Consider the following 13,373-nt stretch of genomic DNA (forward strand, 5'->3'; position numbering starts at 1 on the left):
TTGGCGATGAAAGCAGCCCGATCGCCAAATTTAGCAGGGTGATCAGTAGAGCAGTGAGTAGAGCTGACGACGATATTTCGAGGCCAGCACATCACCGGTGCCGAGCGCAGCCAGGATCTCTTGCAGCGTTTTGCGCGCGTCGCCGTTGGCCGCGCCGAGATCTTTACGCAGGTGGTTAAACAGCAGTTCCAGCGCCTCTTCGTTACGCCCGACCTGATGCAGCTGCAGCGCCAGTTGCGTTGCCAGCGCCGCATCTGCCGGGTTATCAGCCACTTGCTGTTGTAACTGCTGGATTTCCGGCGTGTCGGCCGCTTTACGCAGCAGATCGATCTGCGCAATCAACCCTTGATAGCGTGTGTCCTGATCCTGCAATGGCACCACTTTCAGCACCGCTTCCGCTTCGTCAGCGCGGTTTAACACAATCAGCGTTTCCGCCAGCAGGAAGCCGATTTCGCTCTGCTGGTTAGAGAGCTGCCACGCCTCTTTCAGCAGCGGCAGCGCCTCAGCATGCTTGCCTTCCTGCATCAGCTCCATCGCCTGCTGCGCTTTCAGCTCCTCTTCACGCGGCAGCACTTTGTCGAGCAGGGCGCGGATCGCCTCTTCCGGCTGCGGGCCCTGGAAACCATCAACCGGCTGACCGTTCTGGAAGAGATAGACCGTTGGAATGGCGCGCAGGCCAAACTGCGAAGCGACCATCTGCTCGGCATCGCAATCCACTTTCGCCAGAATAAACTGCCCGTTGTACTGCGCGGCCAGCGTTTCCAGGACCGGCGTCAATTGCAGACAGTGTTGGCTGCGCTCGGACCAGAAATAGAACAGCACCGGGGTCGCAACGGACTGTTCCAGCACCTGTTGCAGGTTCGCTTCGGTAATATTGACGATATTCTGTACGGACATGGCAATTTCTCTGTTTAAACAAGTAAGAATGAGATGGGGACGCGACACGCGCCTTCAACTCATCCGTGCAAAATTTTATCCATCATGCGTGCGGGCAGCACTCTTTTCAGCAGGCTGACCGCCCAGGTCACCAGCGTGACGGGGTAGCGCAATTTCGGCCGTTTACTCTCAAAAGCATGGCGCACTTTGGCGACCACCGCCTCCGGGCCGAGGGTAAAGTGCGCGGCAATGCCGGGGTTTTCGACAGGTTTATCGCGCTGCGTCTGGTTGACGTTGTCGGTAAAACGCGTGCGGATGGGGCCTGGCTCAATCAGGCTTACTTTAATGCCGGTGTGGCGCAGCTCCATGCGCAGCGCGTCTGACCAGGCTTCCAGCGCATATTTACTTGCGGCATAGGCACCGCGACCGGGCGTGGAGATAAGCCCCATCACCGACGAGGTCATCACAATGCGCCCTTCGCCGTGGGGCAACATTGCCGGAAGCAGGCGTAGCGTGAGCTGGTGCGTACCGAAAAAGTTGCTGGAGAACTGCTGCTCCAGCTGTTCTCTGCTGATGGAGTCAAGGGACCCATACACGCCGTAACCGGCGTTATTGAAGAGGCCATAGAGGCGATTACCGGTCAGGGCGATCACCTCATCCGCCGCGCGATCCACGCTTGCGGCGTCATCAAGATCGAGCAAAACGCCGGTAAATCCCTCTTGATCCATCCGCGCAACATCGTCGGCTTTGCGGCAGGCGGCCAGCACGTCAAACCCCTGACGCTTTAGCTCGCGGGCGCTCTCCAGACCAATACCGCTGGAACATCCTGTTATTAAGACCGTTTTTTGCATAACTTTACCTGGGGACGCGCCTGAACATTCAGGAGGCGTGATTAACTAAAGGAGCCAGTCGCGTGGCCATCCAGTCGGCAATAAACGGCTGGGCATCGCGATTGGGGTGAATACCATCATCCTGCATCCACTGCGGTTTCAGATAGACTTCCTCCATAAAAAAGGGCAGCAGAGGAACATCCAGCTCGCTGGCAAGCTTCGGGTAAATGGCACCAAAGGCCTCAGTATAACGACGACCGTAGTTGGCGGGCAGCCGTATTTGCATCAGCAGCGGCTTCGCATCAGCCGCTTTTACCGTTTCGATAATCTGGCGCAGCGTCTGCTCCGTTTGCTGTGGTGGAAAACCGCGCAGGCCATCGTTGCCGCCGAGTTCGACCAGCACCCAGCGTGGTTTATGCTCTTTTAACAGCGCAGGCAGGCGCGCCAGGCCCTGCTGCGAGGTGTCGCCGCTGATGCTGGCGTTCACCACCACAGGCTGCTGCTGCCACTTGCTATTGAGCAGCGCAGGCCAGGCCGCCGTAGCCGCCATCCGATAGCCGGCGCTCAGGCTGTCGCCAAGAATCAGTAGCGTGTCCGCCGCCGCGGCGCGAAAGGTTAACAAAAGCAAAAACAGGAAGGGCAAATGCCAGCGGAAAACATTGTTGAAGTTCATCATCTTAAGAAGTCCGTCGGTCAGGGGGAGCAGGAGCTTTCAATCCTTACCGGAGTTGAGCTGGTTGTCAAACCAGCTGAAACCATCGCGCTGATTGGCGAGTCCGGTTCCGGGAAGTCGACGCTGCTCGCTATTCTCGCCGGGCTGGATGATGGCAGCAGCGGCGAAGTGCACCTGCTCGGCAAGCCGTTACACAAGATGGACGAAGAGGCGCGCGCGCAGTTACGCGCACAAAATGTCGGCTTCGTTTTTCAATCTTTCATGTTGATCCCGACCCTTAACGCGCTGGAAAACGTGGAGCTGCCCGCGCTGCTTCGCGGCGAGAAGAGCAGCGAAAGCCGCAGCAGCGCCAAAGCATTACTCGAGGAGTTGGGGCTGGGCAAACGCCTCGACCATCTTCCCGCACAGCTCTCCGGTGGCGAACAGCAGCGCGTGGCGCTGGCCCGCGCCTTCAACGGTCGCCCGGCGGTACTCTTCGCCGATGAGCCGACCGGCAATCTCGATCGGCAAACGGGCGACAAAATCGCCGATCTGCTCTTCTCAATGAATCAACACTACGGCACCACGCTGCTGCTGGTGACTCATGATGCGCAGCTGGCGGCACGCTGCGACAGACGCCTGCGGCTGGTCAACGGCGAACTGCAGGAGGAAGCATGATTGCCCGCTGGTTCTGGCGCGAATGGCGCTCGCCGTCGCTGCTGATTGTCTGGATGGCGCTAAGCCTCGCTGTAGCCTGTGTGCTGGCGCTCGGCACTATCGGCGATCGCATGGAGAAGGGCTTAAGCCAACAGAGCCGCGATTTTATGGCGGGCGACCGCGCATTGCGCAGCTCCCATGAAATTCCGCCTGGCTGGCTGGAGGAGGCGCGTAAAAGCGGCCTGCAAGTGAGTGAGCAGGTGAGCTTCAGCACCATGACGTTTGCCGGCGACACGCCGCAGCTGGCCAGTGTGAAAGCGGTGGATAGCCGCTACCCGCTCTATGGCGAGCTGGAAACGCAGCCTGCCGGGCTGAAGCCGCAGCCGGGCACGGCGCTGCTCGCCCCGCGTCTGATGGCGCTGCTGAATGTGAAACCGGGCGACACGATTGAGGTGGGCGACGCCACGCTGCGCATCGCTGGCGAAGTGACGCAGGAGCCCGATTCCGGCTTTAACCCCTTTCAGATGGCGCCGCGCCTGCTGATGAATAGCGCGGATGTCGCAGAAACCGGCGCCGTCCTGCCAGGCAGCCGCGTCAGCTGGCGGGTGAAGTTTGCCGGCACGCCGGCGCAGTTAGAGAAGTATGAGACGTGGCTGCTGCCGCAGCTTGGCGCGGATCAGCGCTGGTACGGGCTGGAGCAGGATGATGGCGCGCTGGGTAAATCCCTACAGCGCTCGCAGCAGTTTTTACTGTTATCGGCGCTGCTGACGCTGCTGCTGGCGGTTGCCGCCGTCGCGGTGGCGATGAGCCACTACTGCCGCAGCCGCTACGATCTGGTAGCGATTCTGAAAACCCTCGGCGCCGGTCGTACGCAGCTGCAAAAGCTGATTGTCGGCCAGTGGGCGCTGCTGCTTGGGCTGGCGGTGATCACCGGCGGCGCGCTGGGGTTACTGTTTGAAAAGGTGCTGATGCTCCTTCTCAAGCCGGTGTTGCCCGCCGCGCTGCCGCCCGCAAGCTACTGGCCCTGGCTGTGGGCCATCGGCGCGATTGTCGTGATCTCGCTGCTGGTGGGGCTGCGTCCCTATCGTTTGCTGCTGGCGACGCAGCCGCTGCGAGTGCTGCGCCGCGACGCGGTGGCGAATGTCTGGCCGCTCAAACTCTATCTTCCGGCGGTAGCGATTATCACCGTGTTGCTGCTCGCCTGGCTGATGGGCGGCAGCATGCTGCTGTGGGCGGTGCTGGCGGGGGCGGTAGTGCTGGCACTGCTCTGCGGCGTGGTCGGCTGGCTGCTGCTTAATGTGCTGAAGCGCCTGACCCTGAAAGCGCTGCCGCTGCGCCTGGCGGTGAATCGCCTGCTGCGCCAGCCCTGGTCGACGCTCAGCCAGCTGTCGGCCTTCTCCCTCTCATTTATGTTACTGGCGATGCTGCTGGTGCTGCGCGGCGACCTGCTCGATCGCTGGCAGCAGCAGTTACCGGCCGAAAGCCCGAATTACTTTCTGATTAATATCGCCCCGGAGCAGATCGCGCCGCTGAAAACCTTCCTTGCTGAGCATCAGGTGATCCCAGCCGCGTTCTACCCGATTGTGCGGGCGAGGATGACGCAGATTAATGGCCAGTCGACGGAGGGCAACGCCGACGAGGCGCTGAATCGCGAGCTTAACCTCACCTGGCAGCAGCAGCGGCCGGACCACAACCCGCTTACTGCGGGCAGCTGGCCGCCAAAAACGGGTGAAGTGTCGGTGGAGGAGGGGCTGGCTGAGCGGCTTGGTCTGAAGCTGGGCGATACGGTCACCTTCACTGGCGATACGCAGGCGTTCAGCGCCAAAATCTCCAGCCTGCGCAAGGTGGACTGGGAGAGCCTGCGGCCCAACTTCTTCTTTATCTTCCCGCCGGGTGCGCTCGACGGGCAGCCGCAAAGCTGGCTCACCAGCTTCCGGCTGGAGGGGAACAACGGCATGTTAACGCAGCTTAACCGCGCCTTTCCGACCGTCAGCCTGCTCGATATTGGCGCGATCTTAAAACAGGTCGGCCAGGTGCTGGAGCAGGTGAGCCGCGCGCTGGAAGTGATGGTGGTGCTGGTGACCGCCTGCGGCGTGCTACTGCTGCTGGCGCAGGTGCAGGTCGGCATGCGTCAGCGTCACCAGGAGCTGGTGGTCTACCGCACGCTTGGCGCGGGCAAAAGGCTGCTGCGCACCACATTGTGGTGTGAGTTTGCGCTGCTCGGGCTGGTCTCCGGGCTGGTCGCCGCCATCGGGGCGGAAACGGCGCTGGCGCTGTTGCAAACTCGCGTGTTTGACTTTCCGTGGCAGCCCGACTGGCGGCTGTGGCTCACGTTGCCGCTCTGCGGTGCGCTGCTGCTCTCCCTCTGCGGCGGTTGGTTAGGCAGCCGTTTACTAAAGGGCAAAGCGCTGTTCCGTCAATTTAGTGGTTAATCCTGCCTGAAAAAGCGGCACCGATAATTCAATCGGTGTCGCTCTGTTTCAACGTGTAAACAATCAGCCGGCAGCTGTTTAGTAGCACAAAACATTAAAAAAACCTCGCCCACCAGAATCTTATAAGGGATATTATGCCCGCGCTAATTAACAGTTAGTTGTATCAATTCCCAAGGAAAAACCATGAAAATAAAAACAAGCGCCCTGGCGACAGCCATTGGCGCAGCAGTGGCGTTGGCGTCTTTCACAGCACAAGCAGAAATTACTGTTCTGAAACAAAACCCGCAGGCGGGTGATCCCCTTAGCCGCCTGAACTTCACCGTCGGCGGCTCGATTCGCCCGCAGTTCCAGAATATGACCGGTAACGATGGCAAAAATGCCTTTAAACGTAACGGTTTTGACGGCGGTTCCCGCTTCCGTTTCGCGGCGGATTACTACCTGTTCGATGACATCAGCTGGGTCAGCTACTACGAGCTGGGCGTTGATATCCCGAAACTGTTCGACTGGGATAATCACTACGCGGAAACTGCGCACAACACCACGCGCCGTATGCTCTACACCGGCCTGAAAAGCCAGACCTGGGGCACGTTAACCTTCGGTCAGCAGAACAGCGTTTACTATGATGTTGTCGGCGCGAAAACCGATATCTGGGACTACGACATGCTGGCGCAGGCACCGGGTAACGGCATTAAAGGCGATTACGACGGCTCTTATCGTTCACGCAAGATGCTGAAATATAAGAAAACCGAGGGTGACGCGGATATCTATGCTTCTTACCTGTTCAGCGATGATTACCTGGCGACCGACGGCAACCGTTACAAACGTAAGAGCGGCGGCTCCCTGGGTCTCGATTATCACCTGACCGACGATCTGACCTGGGGCGCGGCGTGGAACTACACCCGTGCGGATATGCGTCAGCCTTCTACCGGCGACAGCAAAACCTATGATCAGAACATCCTTGGCACCGCGCTGAGCTGGACCCCGGATAACTGGACCTTCTCCCTCGGCGGCGGCTGGTATCAAAACTTCATGCTGACCAAGAAGAAGGATGTGCATAACTACTTCGCGGGCGATGCGTGGGGCGTTGAGTATTTTGCCGGGTATAAGTTCCCGATCGCACAGTACGCGGTGAAATACATTCAGCCGTACGTGATGGGTGACCGTCTGGAGTTCACCAGCGGTCGTAATTATCAGCGTATCGATAATGGTGTGGGTGTGACCGTGCAGTTGGATTACGGCTTCCGTGTCGATTACGAACACGTCTTCACCTCCAGCACCGACAACCTGGGTGATATGAACCTGGTTCGTCTGCGTTACGATTTCTAACCGCGACCTGTCGGCCTGCTTCTGATGCGCAGGCCGCAACTGCCTGATGGCGCTTCGCTTATCAGGCCTACGGAAATGCACCCACGTAGGCCGGATAAGGCATCGCCGCCATCCGGCAATCGGTCTGGCGCTGAGCACGGTTGCCATAAATGCCTGATGGCGCTTCGCTTATCAGGCCTACGGAAATGCACCCACGTAGGCCGGATAAGGCATCGCCGCCATCCGGCAATCGGTCTGGCGCTGAGCACGGTTGCCATAAATGCCTGATGGCGCTTCGCTTATCAGGCCTACGGAAATGCACCCGCGTAGGCCGGATAAGGCATTGCCGCCATCCGGCAATCGGTCTGGCGCTGAGCACGGTTGCCATAAATGCCTGTTGGCGCTTCGCTTATCAGACCTACGGAAATGCACCCGCGTAGGCCGGATAAGGCATCGCCGCCATCCGGCAATCGGTCTGGCACCGAGCACGGTTGCCATAAATGCCTGATGGCGCTTCGCTTATCAGGCCTACGGAAATGCACCCACGTAGGCCGGATAAGGCATCGCCGCCATCCGGCATTTCCCCTCCTTCTTCCTGACAAGTTGAATTTTTTTCAATTACCGCTGCGCTGGCTTTGTGCCATCTTATTCCCCGGTCTTATCTATAAGGCGCACACCGAACGCGACGCACTGCACGCCGCGTCACACAGCACATCATTACCATCAGGGAGAATATATGGGACCTCGTCTCGGTTTACGCGCGCTTTTTGGCGCACTACTTCTGGTTTGCGGTCTGCCTTTCGCGCAGGCCAACAGCGATCCACACACCATCGTTTTCGGCGTCGCGCCGGGTCCGTATGGCGATATGGTTAAACAGGCGATTGCCCCTTCGCTGAAAGAGAAGGGCTACAAAGTTGTGGTGCGCGAATTCAGCGATTACGTGCAGCCAAACATGGCGCTGGCTAACGGTAGCATCGACGCCAACCTGTTTCAGCACAGCCTCTATTTTGACAAATTCACCGCCGATAAAGGCCTCAAGCTCAGTAAGCTGATCGCCGTGCCGACCGCCGGGATGGGTTTTTACTCGCACAAAATCAAAAGCCTCGATGAGCTGAAGAAGGGCGACATCATTACCCTCTCAAACGATCCCACTAACCTGGCGCGCGGGCTGCGCTTCCTGCAATCGCTGGGGCTGATTACCATCAAAGAGGCTATCGATCCGACCAAAGCCTCGGAGCGCGATATCGCCAGCAACCCGAAAGGGCTGGTGTTTAAACCGCTGGAAGCCGCGCAATTGCCGCGTACGCTTGATGGCGTTACCGCCTCGCTGGTAAATGGCAACTTTGCGGTCGCCGCCGGGATGGATCTCTCTTCGGCAATCAAGCAAGAGAAGCTCGACGAGAACCTGAAAAATATCATTGCCGTGCGCAGTGACGATGCCGACAAGCCCTTCGCGAAAGATATCGTGACGGCGGTGAAATCCCCGGCTTACCGCGCCGTGATTGACGATCCGAAAAATATCTTTGCCGCTTTCCAGAAACCCGACTGGATGCAGAGCGCGGATAAACAATAACAGCGGATATGTGCCCAGGCAGGCTGCGGCCTGCCTTTTGTTTTTTGCCGTTTGAGGTTGGCATGATTGAACTAGATAACGTTTGCGTCGATTTTCCGGCCGGGCGCGGTGGCAGCGGCGCGACGCGCGCCGTGGAGGCGGTCTCGCTGCGCATTGCTGCCGGAGAGATTTTCGGCATTGTCGGTACCAGCGGCGCGGGGAAAAGTACCCTGCTGCGCACGCTTAATGCTCTGCAACGCCCAAGCGAAGGGCGGGTCAATATTAACGGCGTCACCATTTCTGATTTAGAGGGCGTGACGCTGCGCCAGGCGCGCCAGCGCATTGGCATGATTTTCCAGCACTTCAACCTGATGCACACCCGCACGGTGGCGCAAAACGTCGCCTTCAGTCTGAAGGCTGCGGGCTGGGAGCGGAGTAAAATTGCGCCACGCGTGGCGGAGATCCTCGCGCTGGTAGGCTTAAGCGATAAAGCGAATCGCTATCCGGTGCAGCTTAGCGGCGGGCAGAAGCAGCGCGTCGGCATTGCGCGTGCCATCGCCAACCACCCGGATGTGCTGCTCTGCGATGAGCCAACTTCCGCGCTGGATCTGGAAACCTCTGCCACCATTCTGGCGCTGCTTAAAGAGATTAACGCGCGGATGGGGATCACCATTGTGCTGATCACCCATGAGATGAATGTCATCAAAACTATCTGCGATCGCGTGGCGGTGATGTCGGCGGGCAGAGTGGTGGAAGAGGGCGACGTGTTTGATATCTTTGCCCATCCGCAGCACCCGTTTACGCAGCAACTGGTGTCGCACACCCTTAACCTGACGCTGCCCGCACGTCTGCATGAACATTTGCCAGGCCAGCTGCTGAAGGTGCTGTTTATTGGCGACTCTGCCGAGCAGCCGGTGCTTTCGGATGCGGCGGTAAAGTTTGGCGTGGCGGTCAATATCCTGCACGGCAAAATCGAGTATATCGGCGAGCGTGCGTTGGGCATTTTAGTGGTACAGCTGACGGCGGAAAATCCGCAGGCAGTCAGCGATGCCGTGGCGTACATTCGCAGCCGGACGGCGCAGGTGGAGGTGATCCGTGGATGATTTACTGGCTGATTTAAGCCTCGCGTTTGGCGAGACGTTCCAGATGCTCAGTATCTCAACGGTGCTGGCGATTATTGGCGGCCTGCCGCTCGGTTTCCTGATTTTTGTCACCGACCGGCATCTGTTCTGGCAAAACCGCGCGGTTTACCTGTTGAGCTCCATTCTGGTGAACATTATCCGCTCGGTGCCATTTGTTATTCTGCTGGTGCTGCTCCTGCCGCTGACGCAGTGGCTGCTCGGTAACACCATTGGGCCTGTTGCGGCCTCGGTGCCATTATCGGTGGCGGCCATCGCCTTTTATGCGCGGCTGGTGGACAGTGCGCTGCGCGAAGTGGATAAGGGGATTATTGAGGCGGCGGAAGCCTTTGGTGCCAGCCCGCTGCGCATTATCTGCACCGTGCTGCTGCCGGAAGCGAGCGCCGGGCTGCTGCGCGGCTTAACCATTACGCTGGTCAGTCTGATTGGCTATTCGGCAATGGCGGGGATTGTCGGCGGCGGCGGGGTCGGCGATCTTGCGATCCGTTTCGGCTATTACCGGTATGAAACCCAGGTGATGATCGTCACCGTCGTGGCGCTGATTATTCTGGTGCAGATTGTGCAGGTTATTGGCGACTGGCTGGCGAAACGCGCCGATAAACGCGACCGGCATTAAGACCTCAGGAAGTGTGCCTGATAGCGCTTCGCTTATCAGGCCTACAAATCCATCGGCAGCAAGGAATGTAGGCCGGATAAGGCACCGCCGCCATCCGGCAATCGGTCTGGCATTGTGCACGGTTGCCACAACTGCCTGATGGCGCTTCGCTTATCAGGCCTACAAAACCCATCGGCATCACGGTATGTAGGCCGGATAAGGCATCGCCGCCATCCGGCAATCGGGTTCGGTGCGGCAAACGCCTGATGGCGCTTCGCTTATCAGGCCTACCAAACCCATAGACATCACGATATGTAGGCCGGATAAACGTTAGCGCCATCCGGCACGCTTCACTGCGCCGCCAGCCAGGCAGACACCTCTTTGAATGTGCCGCGAAAATGGACGATCGGCGCGCGTTTCTCCAGCTGGTAGCGATACATCGGATCGTAATAGACCTCCAGCAGCGGAGCGAGCCAGGCGAAATGCGCCTCTGTGGTGCCGCTATGATGCTGCTCAGCCAGTGCCGCTTCCAGATGCACGGTCAATTGCTCATAGCGCTGTAAACCGAGCCGGCGGCGAATGGCAAACAGCCCGTGGCGCAGATACTCCGCATAAGCCTCCCATCCTGCCTCTTCACCGTCACGGTCAATAAAAGCCTGCAGGGTCTGCACAAAATACTCCTCGCGCAGCCGCTCAAGGCGCAGCTCAAACGGATCGTCGACTATTACCACCGGCGATTGCGCCATGCGTTCGCGCAGGGCTTCGGGCAGATGGTTTGCGCCAATCGCCCGGCCTTCATCCTCCAGCAGCCAGAATGGCGGCGACACGTTGAGCAGCGCGGCCGCCAGGTGGTTTTCAAACGTCGCCTGCGCGTGCTGCGCCTTAGCCGTACGGCCAAACGATGAACCGCGGTGGTGGGCAAGCCCCTCGAGATCGATTCCGTTAGGGTGCTCGCGTACCAGCAGGGTTTTGCCGCTGCCGGTACAGCCGCCGACTAGCAGTAGCGGGCGCTGAATGCGATCCTGAGTCGCTTCAATTGCCGCCTGGCGCAGCGCTTTATAGCCGCCTGCGACTAGCGGCAGGTCAATCTGCCGTTCATGCAGCCACTGCTGCACAATGTGCGAACGCTGACCGCCGCGCGCGCAGCAGAGTAGGGCGTTTGGGGCGCGTTTACTGGCTGCGATCCACGCCGCGATCCGCTGCTCGCGGGTGTCGCCGTTAACCAGTTGATGACCAAGCCGCAACGCGGCTTCAGCGCCGTCGCGTTTATAGCAGGTACCAACGGCAGCGCGTTCGCTGTCATTCATCAGCGGCAGGTTGATGGCGGCGGGCATCGCGCCTTTGGCAAATTCAATCGGGGCGCGAACATCAATAAGAGGGGTGTGATCCCGCAGGATGGCGAGATAATCGGTGGCGTCGTTCATCGGGCGTCCTTCTGTAAAAACTGCTGCCGAGTTTACGCCTGAATGTGACGATTGTGGGGATTTTTGCCGGATGGCGCTGCGCTTATCCGGCCTACGGTGTGGGGGCAGGGGGATTTTGCCTGATGGCGCTTCGCTTATCAGGCCTACAGAACCATCAGCATCACGAATGTAGGCCGGATAAGGCGCAAGCCGCCATCCGGCAGCTGTTACCCTTACAGCTTCGACTGCGCCCAGGCAATGCCGCTGGCGTATTCGGGGGGCAGTAACGGCACCAGCGCTTCCAGCGTCGCGCTGAGGCGGCCGGTATCGCTGTCATTCAGGTTGAGATGGCCTACTTTACGCCCGGCGCGCACCTCTTTGTCATACCAGTGCAGATGCACCAGCGGCAGCTTCAGCCAGTCGTAATTGAGATCGCTGCCGATCAGGTTGATCATCACCGACGGGCTGTTAACCACCGGCGGCGGCAGGGGCAAATCGACAATTGCGCGCAGATGCAGCTCAAACTGGCTGATTGAGGCACCGTTTTGCGTCCAGTGGCCGCTGTTGTGCACGCGCGGTGCCAGCTCATTGATCAGCAGCCCGCCAGGGGTTACAAAACACTCCATCGCCATCACGCCGACATAGTTCAGCTCATGCATAATCGCCGATAGCATCGCTTCCGCCTGCTGCTGCTGTTTGGCATTCGGCTGCGGGAAGACCACGCTGGCGCGCAGGATCCCATCCTGATGCAGGTTGTGGGTCAACGGATAAAAGACGGTGCTGCCATCGTGGGCGCGGGCACCGACCAGCGACACTTCGCCGGAGAAGTTGATCCCCTGCTCAACGATGCACTCGCCGTAGCACTCATCCGGCAGCTGATCGATATCGGCTGCGCGTAAACGCCACTGGCCGCGACCGTCATAACCGCCAACGCGGCGCTTCACGATAGCCAGCTCGCCCAGACGCCCGAACACGCCCGGCCACTCGCTTTTGTCCGCCAGCAACTGCCACGGTGCGGTAGCGAGGTTGAGTTTGTCGAACAGCTGTTTTTGCGTGAAGCGATCGGCAATCACCGGGAAAACGTCGCGGTTCACAAACGCCGGATGGCGCGCCAGCTCGCGGGTTAACGCGGTTTCCGGCCAGCGCTCAATCTCGGCGGTAATCACGCTCTGCTGAAACGGCACCGCTTCCGGTGCGTCGTCCAGCCCGACCGGCCAGACGGCAATGCTTAACGGCTCGCCCGCCTGGCGCAGCATGCGCCCAAGCTGGCCGTTGCCCAATATACAGACCTGTTTCATGCCGCACCCCGTGGATCCGGGTTATCCAGCACTTCATCCGTCTGCCCCTGGCGCCAGTCGGCCAGGCGCTGATGCAGTTCTGCATCATGCTGGGCAAGGATCTGCGCGGCCAGCAGCGCCGCGTTTGACGCGCCCGCTTTACCAATCGCCAGCGTCCCGACGGGAATACCGCGCGGCATCTGCACGATGGAGTAGAGGCTATCGACACCGCTTAAAGCCGCGGTCTGTACCGGCACACCCAGCACCGGCACCAGGGTTTTGGCGGCAATCATGCCCGGCAGATGCGCCGCGCCGCCGGCGCCTGCGATAATCACCTGAAAGCCGTTTTGCTCCGCCTGTTCGGCAAAGCTGAACAGTTTGTCGGGCGTACGGTGGGCAGAGACGATTTCAACATGGTGCGGGACATTCAGGGTATCGAGGATTTCTGCGGCGAATTGCATGGTGGCCCAATCGCTTTTAGAACCCATAACAATGGCGATGCGCGCCGGTTGGTTGCTTAAAGACATGCGTCTCAAAACTCCTGTGGGTGTGCTTCAGACTACTTCAGAGGGCAGAGAGAATAGCATGGAAAAAAGGCAAGGAAAACGGTTGCGCAGTGAAGTTTGCCGGATTCGAGGGGTGAGCAGAGGGCATT

At 59.3% G+C, this 13,373-nt stretch carries 12 protein-coding genes; 6 read left to right on the plus strand and 6 right to left on the minus strand.

The genetic code is table 11. The features are described from left to right. Nucleotides 1–42 precede the first annotated feature (42 nt). Genes HF650_RS06065 through tesA form a run of 3 tightly spaced genes read right to left on the minus strand, consistent with a single transcriptional unit; the run spans nucleotide 43 to nucleotide 2,379 of the window. A complete protein-coding gene (locus tag HF650_RS06065) occupies nucleotides 43–897 on the minus strand; it encodes a co-chaperone YbbN (protein ID WP_187801604.1) in 855 nt (284 codons plus the stop codon). A gap of 59 nt (nucleotides 898–956) precedes the next feature. Then, entirely contained in the window at nucleotides 957–1,727 is a 771-nt protein-coding gene (locus HF650_RS06070) for an SDR family oxidoreductase (RefSeq protein ID WP_187801605.1), read from the minus strand. 28 nt (nucleotides 1,728–1,755) lie between these two features. Next, nucleotides 1,756–2,379, minus strand: a complete 624-nt coding sequence (gene tesA, locus HF650_RS06075) for a multifunctional acyl-CoA thioesterase I/protease I/lysophospholipase L1 (RefSeq protein WP_187802617.1) — start codon at nucleotides 2,377–2,379, stop codon at nucleotides 1,756–1,758. On the opposite strand from tesA, the gene ybbA reads away from it, so the two are divergent. The 6 genes from ybbA (at nucleotide 2,350) to HF650_RS06105 (ending at nucleotide 10,059) form a co-directional block, all read left to right on the plus strand. Further along, entirely contained in the window at nucleotides 2,350–3,036 is a 687-nt protein-coding gene (gene ybbA / locus HF650_RS06080; RefSeq protein WP_187801606.1) for a putative ABC transporter ATP-binding protein YbbA, read from the plus strand. The two genes, tesA and ybbA, sit on opposite strands and share 30 nt — an antisense overlap. Continuing rightward, the gene (ybbP, locus tag HF650_RS06085; protein ID WP_187801607.1) at nucleotides 3,033–5,447 is read left to right on the plus strand and encodes a putative ABC transporter permease subunit YbbP; all 2,415 of its coding nucleotides are present in this window, start codon (nucleotides 3,033–3,035) and stop codon (nucleotides 5,445–5,447) included. Before ybbA ends, ybbP begins: the two co-directional genes overlap by 4 nt. A gap of 183 nt (nucleotides 5,448–5,630) precedes the next feature. Next, nucleotides 5,631–6,773 (plus strand): porin, encoded by a 1,143-nt coding sequence (locus HF650_RS06090; protein ID WP_128483466.1) that lies wholly within the window; start codon nucleotides 5,631–5,633, stop codon nucleotides 6,771–6,773. Between the two features lie 715 nt (nucleotides 6,774–7,488). Continuing rightward, nucleotides 7,489–8,325, plus strand: a complete 837-nt coding sequence (locus HF650_RS06095) for a MetQ/NlpA family ABC transporter substrate-binding protein (protein ID WP_187801608.1) — start codon at nucleotides 7,489–7,491, stop codon at nucleotides 8,323–8,325. Nucleotides 8,326–8,387: 62 nt separating this feature from the next. Next, nucleotides 8,388–9,407: a virulence-associated ABC transporter ATP-binding protein SfbB gene (gene sfbB / locus HF650_RS06100; RefSeq protein ID WP_187801609.1), complete on the plus strand. Its 1,020-nt coding sequence runs from the start codon at nucleotides 8,388–8,390 to the stop codon at nucleotides 9,405–9,407. Next, nucleotides 9,400–10,059 (plus strand): methionine ABC transporter permease, encoded by a 660-nt coding sequence (locus HF650_RS06105; RefSeq protein WP_187801610.1) that lies wholly within the window; start codon nucleotides 9,400–9,402, stop codon nucleotides 10,057–10,059. Before sfbB ends, HF650_RS06105 begins: the two co-directional genes overlap by 8 nt. A gap of 329 nt (nucleotides 10,060–10,388) precedes the next feature. On the opposite strand, the gene mnmH is transcribed toward HF650_RS06105, so the two are convergent. The 3 genes from mnmH to purE all read right to left on the minus strand — a co-directional run bounded on the left by mnmH (nucleotide 10,389) and on the right by purE (nucleotide 13,245). Continuing rightward, nucleotides 10,389–11,462 carry a tRNA 2-selenouridine(34) synthase MnmH gene (mnmH, locus tag HF650_RS06110; RefSeq protein ID WP_187801611.1) on the minus strand — a complete coding sequence of 358 codons (1,074 nt, stop codon included), beginning with the start codon at nucleotides 11,460–11,462 and terminating at the stop codon, nucleotides 10,389–10,391. A gap of 212 nt (nucleotides 11,463–11,674) precedes the next feature. Further along, a complete protein-coding gene (gene purK / locus HF650_RS06115) occupies nucleotides 11,675–12,739 on the minus strand; it encodes a 5-(carboxyamino)imidazole ribonucleotide synthase (protein WP_187801612.1) in 1,065 nt (354 codons plus the stop codon). Then, nucleotides 12,736–13,245: a 5-(carboxyamino)imidazole ribonucleotide mutase gene (gene purE / locus HF650_RS06120; RefSeq protein ID WP_094419569.1), complete on the minus strand. Its 510-nt coding sequence runs from the start codon at nucleotides 13,243–13,245 to the stop codon at nucleotides 12,736–12,738. Before purE ends, purK begins: the two co-directional genes overlap by 4 nt. Between the last annotated feature and the right edge of the window lie 128 nt (nucleotides 13,246–13,373).

The sequence above is a fragment of the Kosakonia sp. SMBL-WEM22 genome, assembly GCF_014490785.1.
Lineage (GTDB): Bacteria > Pseudomonadota > Gammaproteobacteria > Enterobacterales > Enterobacteriaceae > Kosakonia.

What these genes read in the sequence shown, in the direction of transcription:
- HF650_RS06065 (WP_187801604.1), bottom strand. Translation starts at nt 897, where the DNA reads ATGTCCGTACAGAATATCGTCAATATTACCGAAGCGAACCTGCAACAG.
- HF650_RS06070 (WP_187801605.1), bottom strand. Translation starts at nt 1,727, where the DNA reads ATGCAAAAAACGGTCTTAATAACAGGATGTTCCAGCGGTATTGGTCTG.
- ybbA (WP_187801606.1), top strand. Translation starts at nt 2,350, where the DNA reads ATGCCAGCGGAAAACATTGTTGAAGTTCATCATCTTAAGAAGTCCGTC.
- tesA (WP_187802617.1), bottom strand. Translation starts at nt 2,379, where the DNA reads ATGAACTTCAACAATGTTTTCCGCTGGCATTTGCCCTTCCTGTTTTTG.
- ybbP (WP_187801607.1), top strand. Translation starts at nt 3,033, where the DNA reads ATGATTGCCCGCTGGTTCTGGCGCGAATGGCGCTCGCCGTCGCTGCTG.
- HF650_RS06090 (WP_128483466.1), top strand. Translation starts at nt 5,631, where the DNA reads ATGAAAATAAAAACAAGCGCCCTGGCGACAGCCATTGGCGCAGCAGTG.
- HF650_RS06095 (WP_187801608.1), top strand. Translation starts at nt 7,489, where the DNA reads ATGGGACCTCGTCTCGGTTTACGCGCGCTTTTTGGCGCACTACTTCTG.
- sfbB (WP_187801609.1), top strand. Translation starts at nt 8,388, where the DNA reads ATGATTGAACTAGATAACGTTTGCGTCGATTTTCCGGCCGGGCGCGGT.
- mnmH (WP_187801611.1), bottom strand. Translation starts at nt 11,462, where the DNA reads ATGAACGACGCCACCGATTATCTCGCCATCCTGCGGGATCACACCCCT.
- purK (WP_187801612.1), bottom strand. Translation starts at nt 12,739, where the DNA reads ATGAAACAGGTCTGTATATTGGGCAACGGCCAGCTTGGGCGCATGCTG.
- purE (WP_094419569.1), bottom strand. Translation starts at nt 13,245, where the DNA reads ATGTCTTTAAGCAACCAACCGGCGCGCATCGCCATTGTTATGGGTTCT.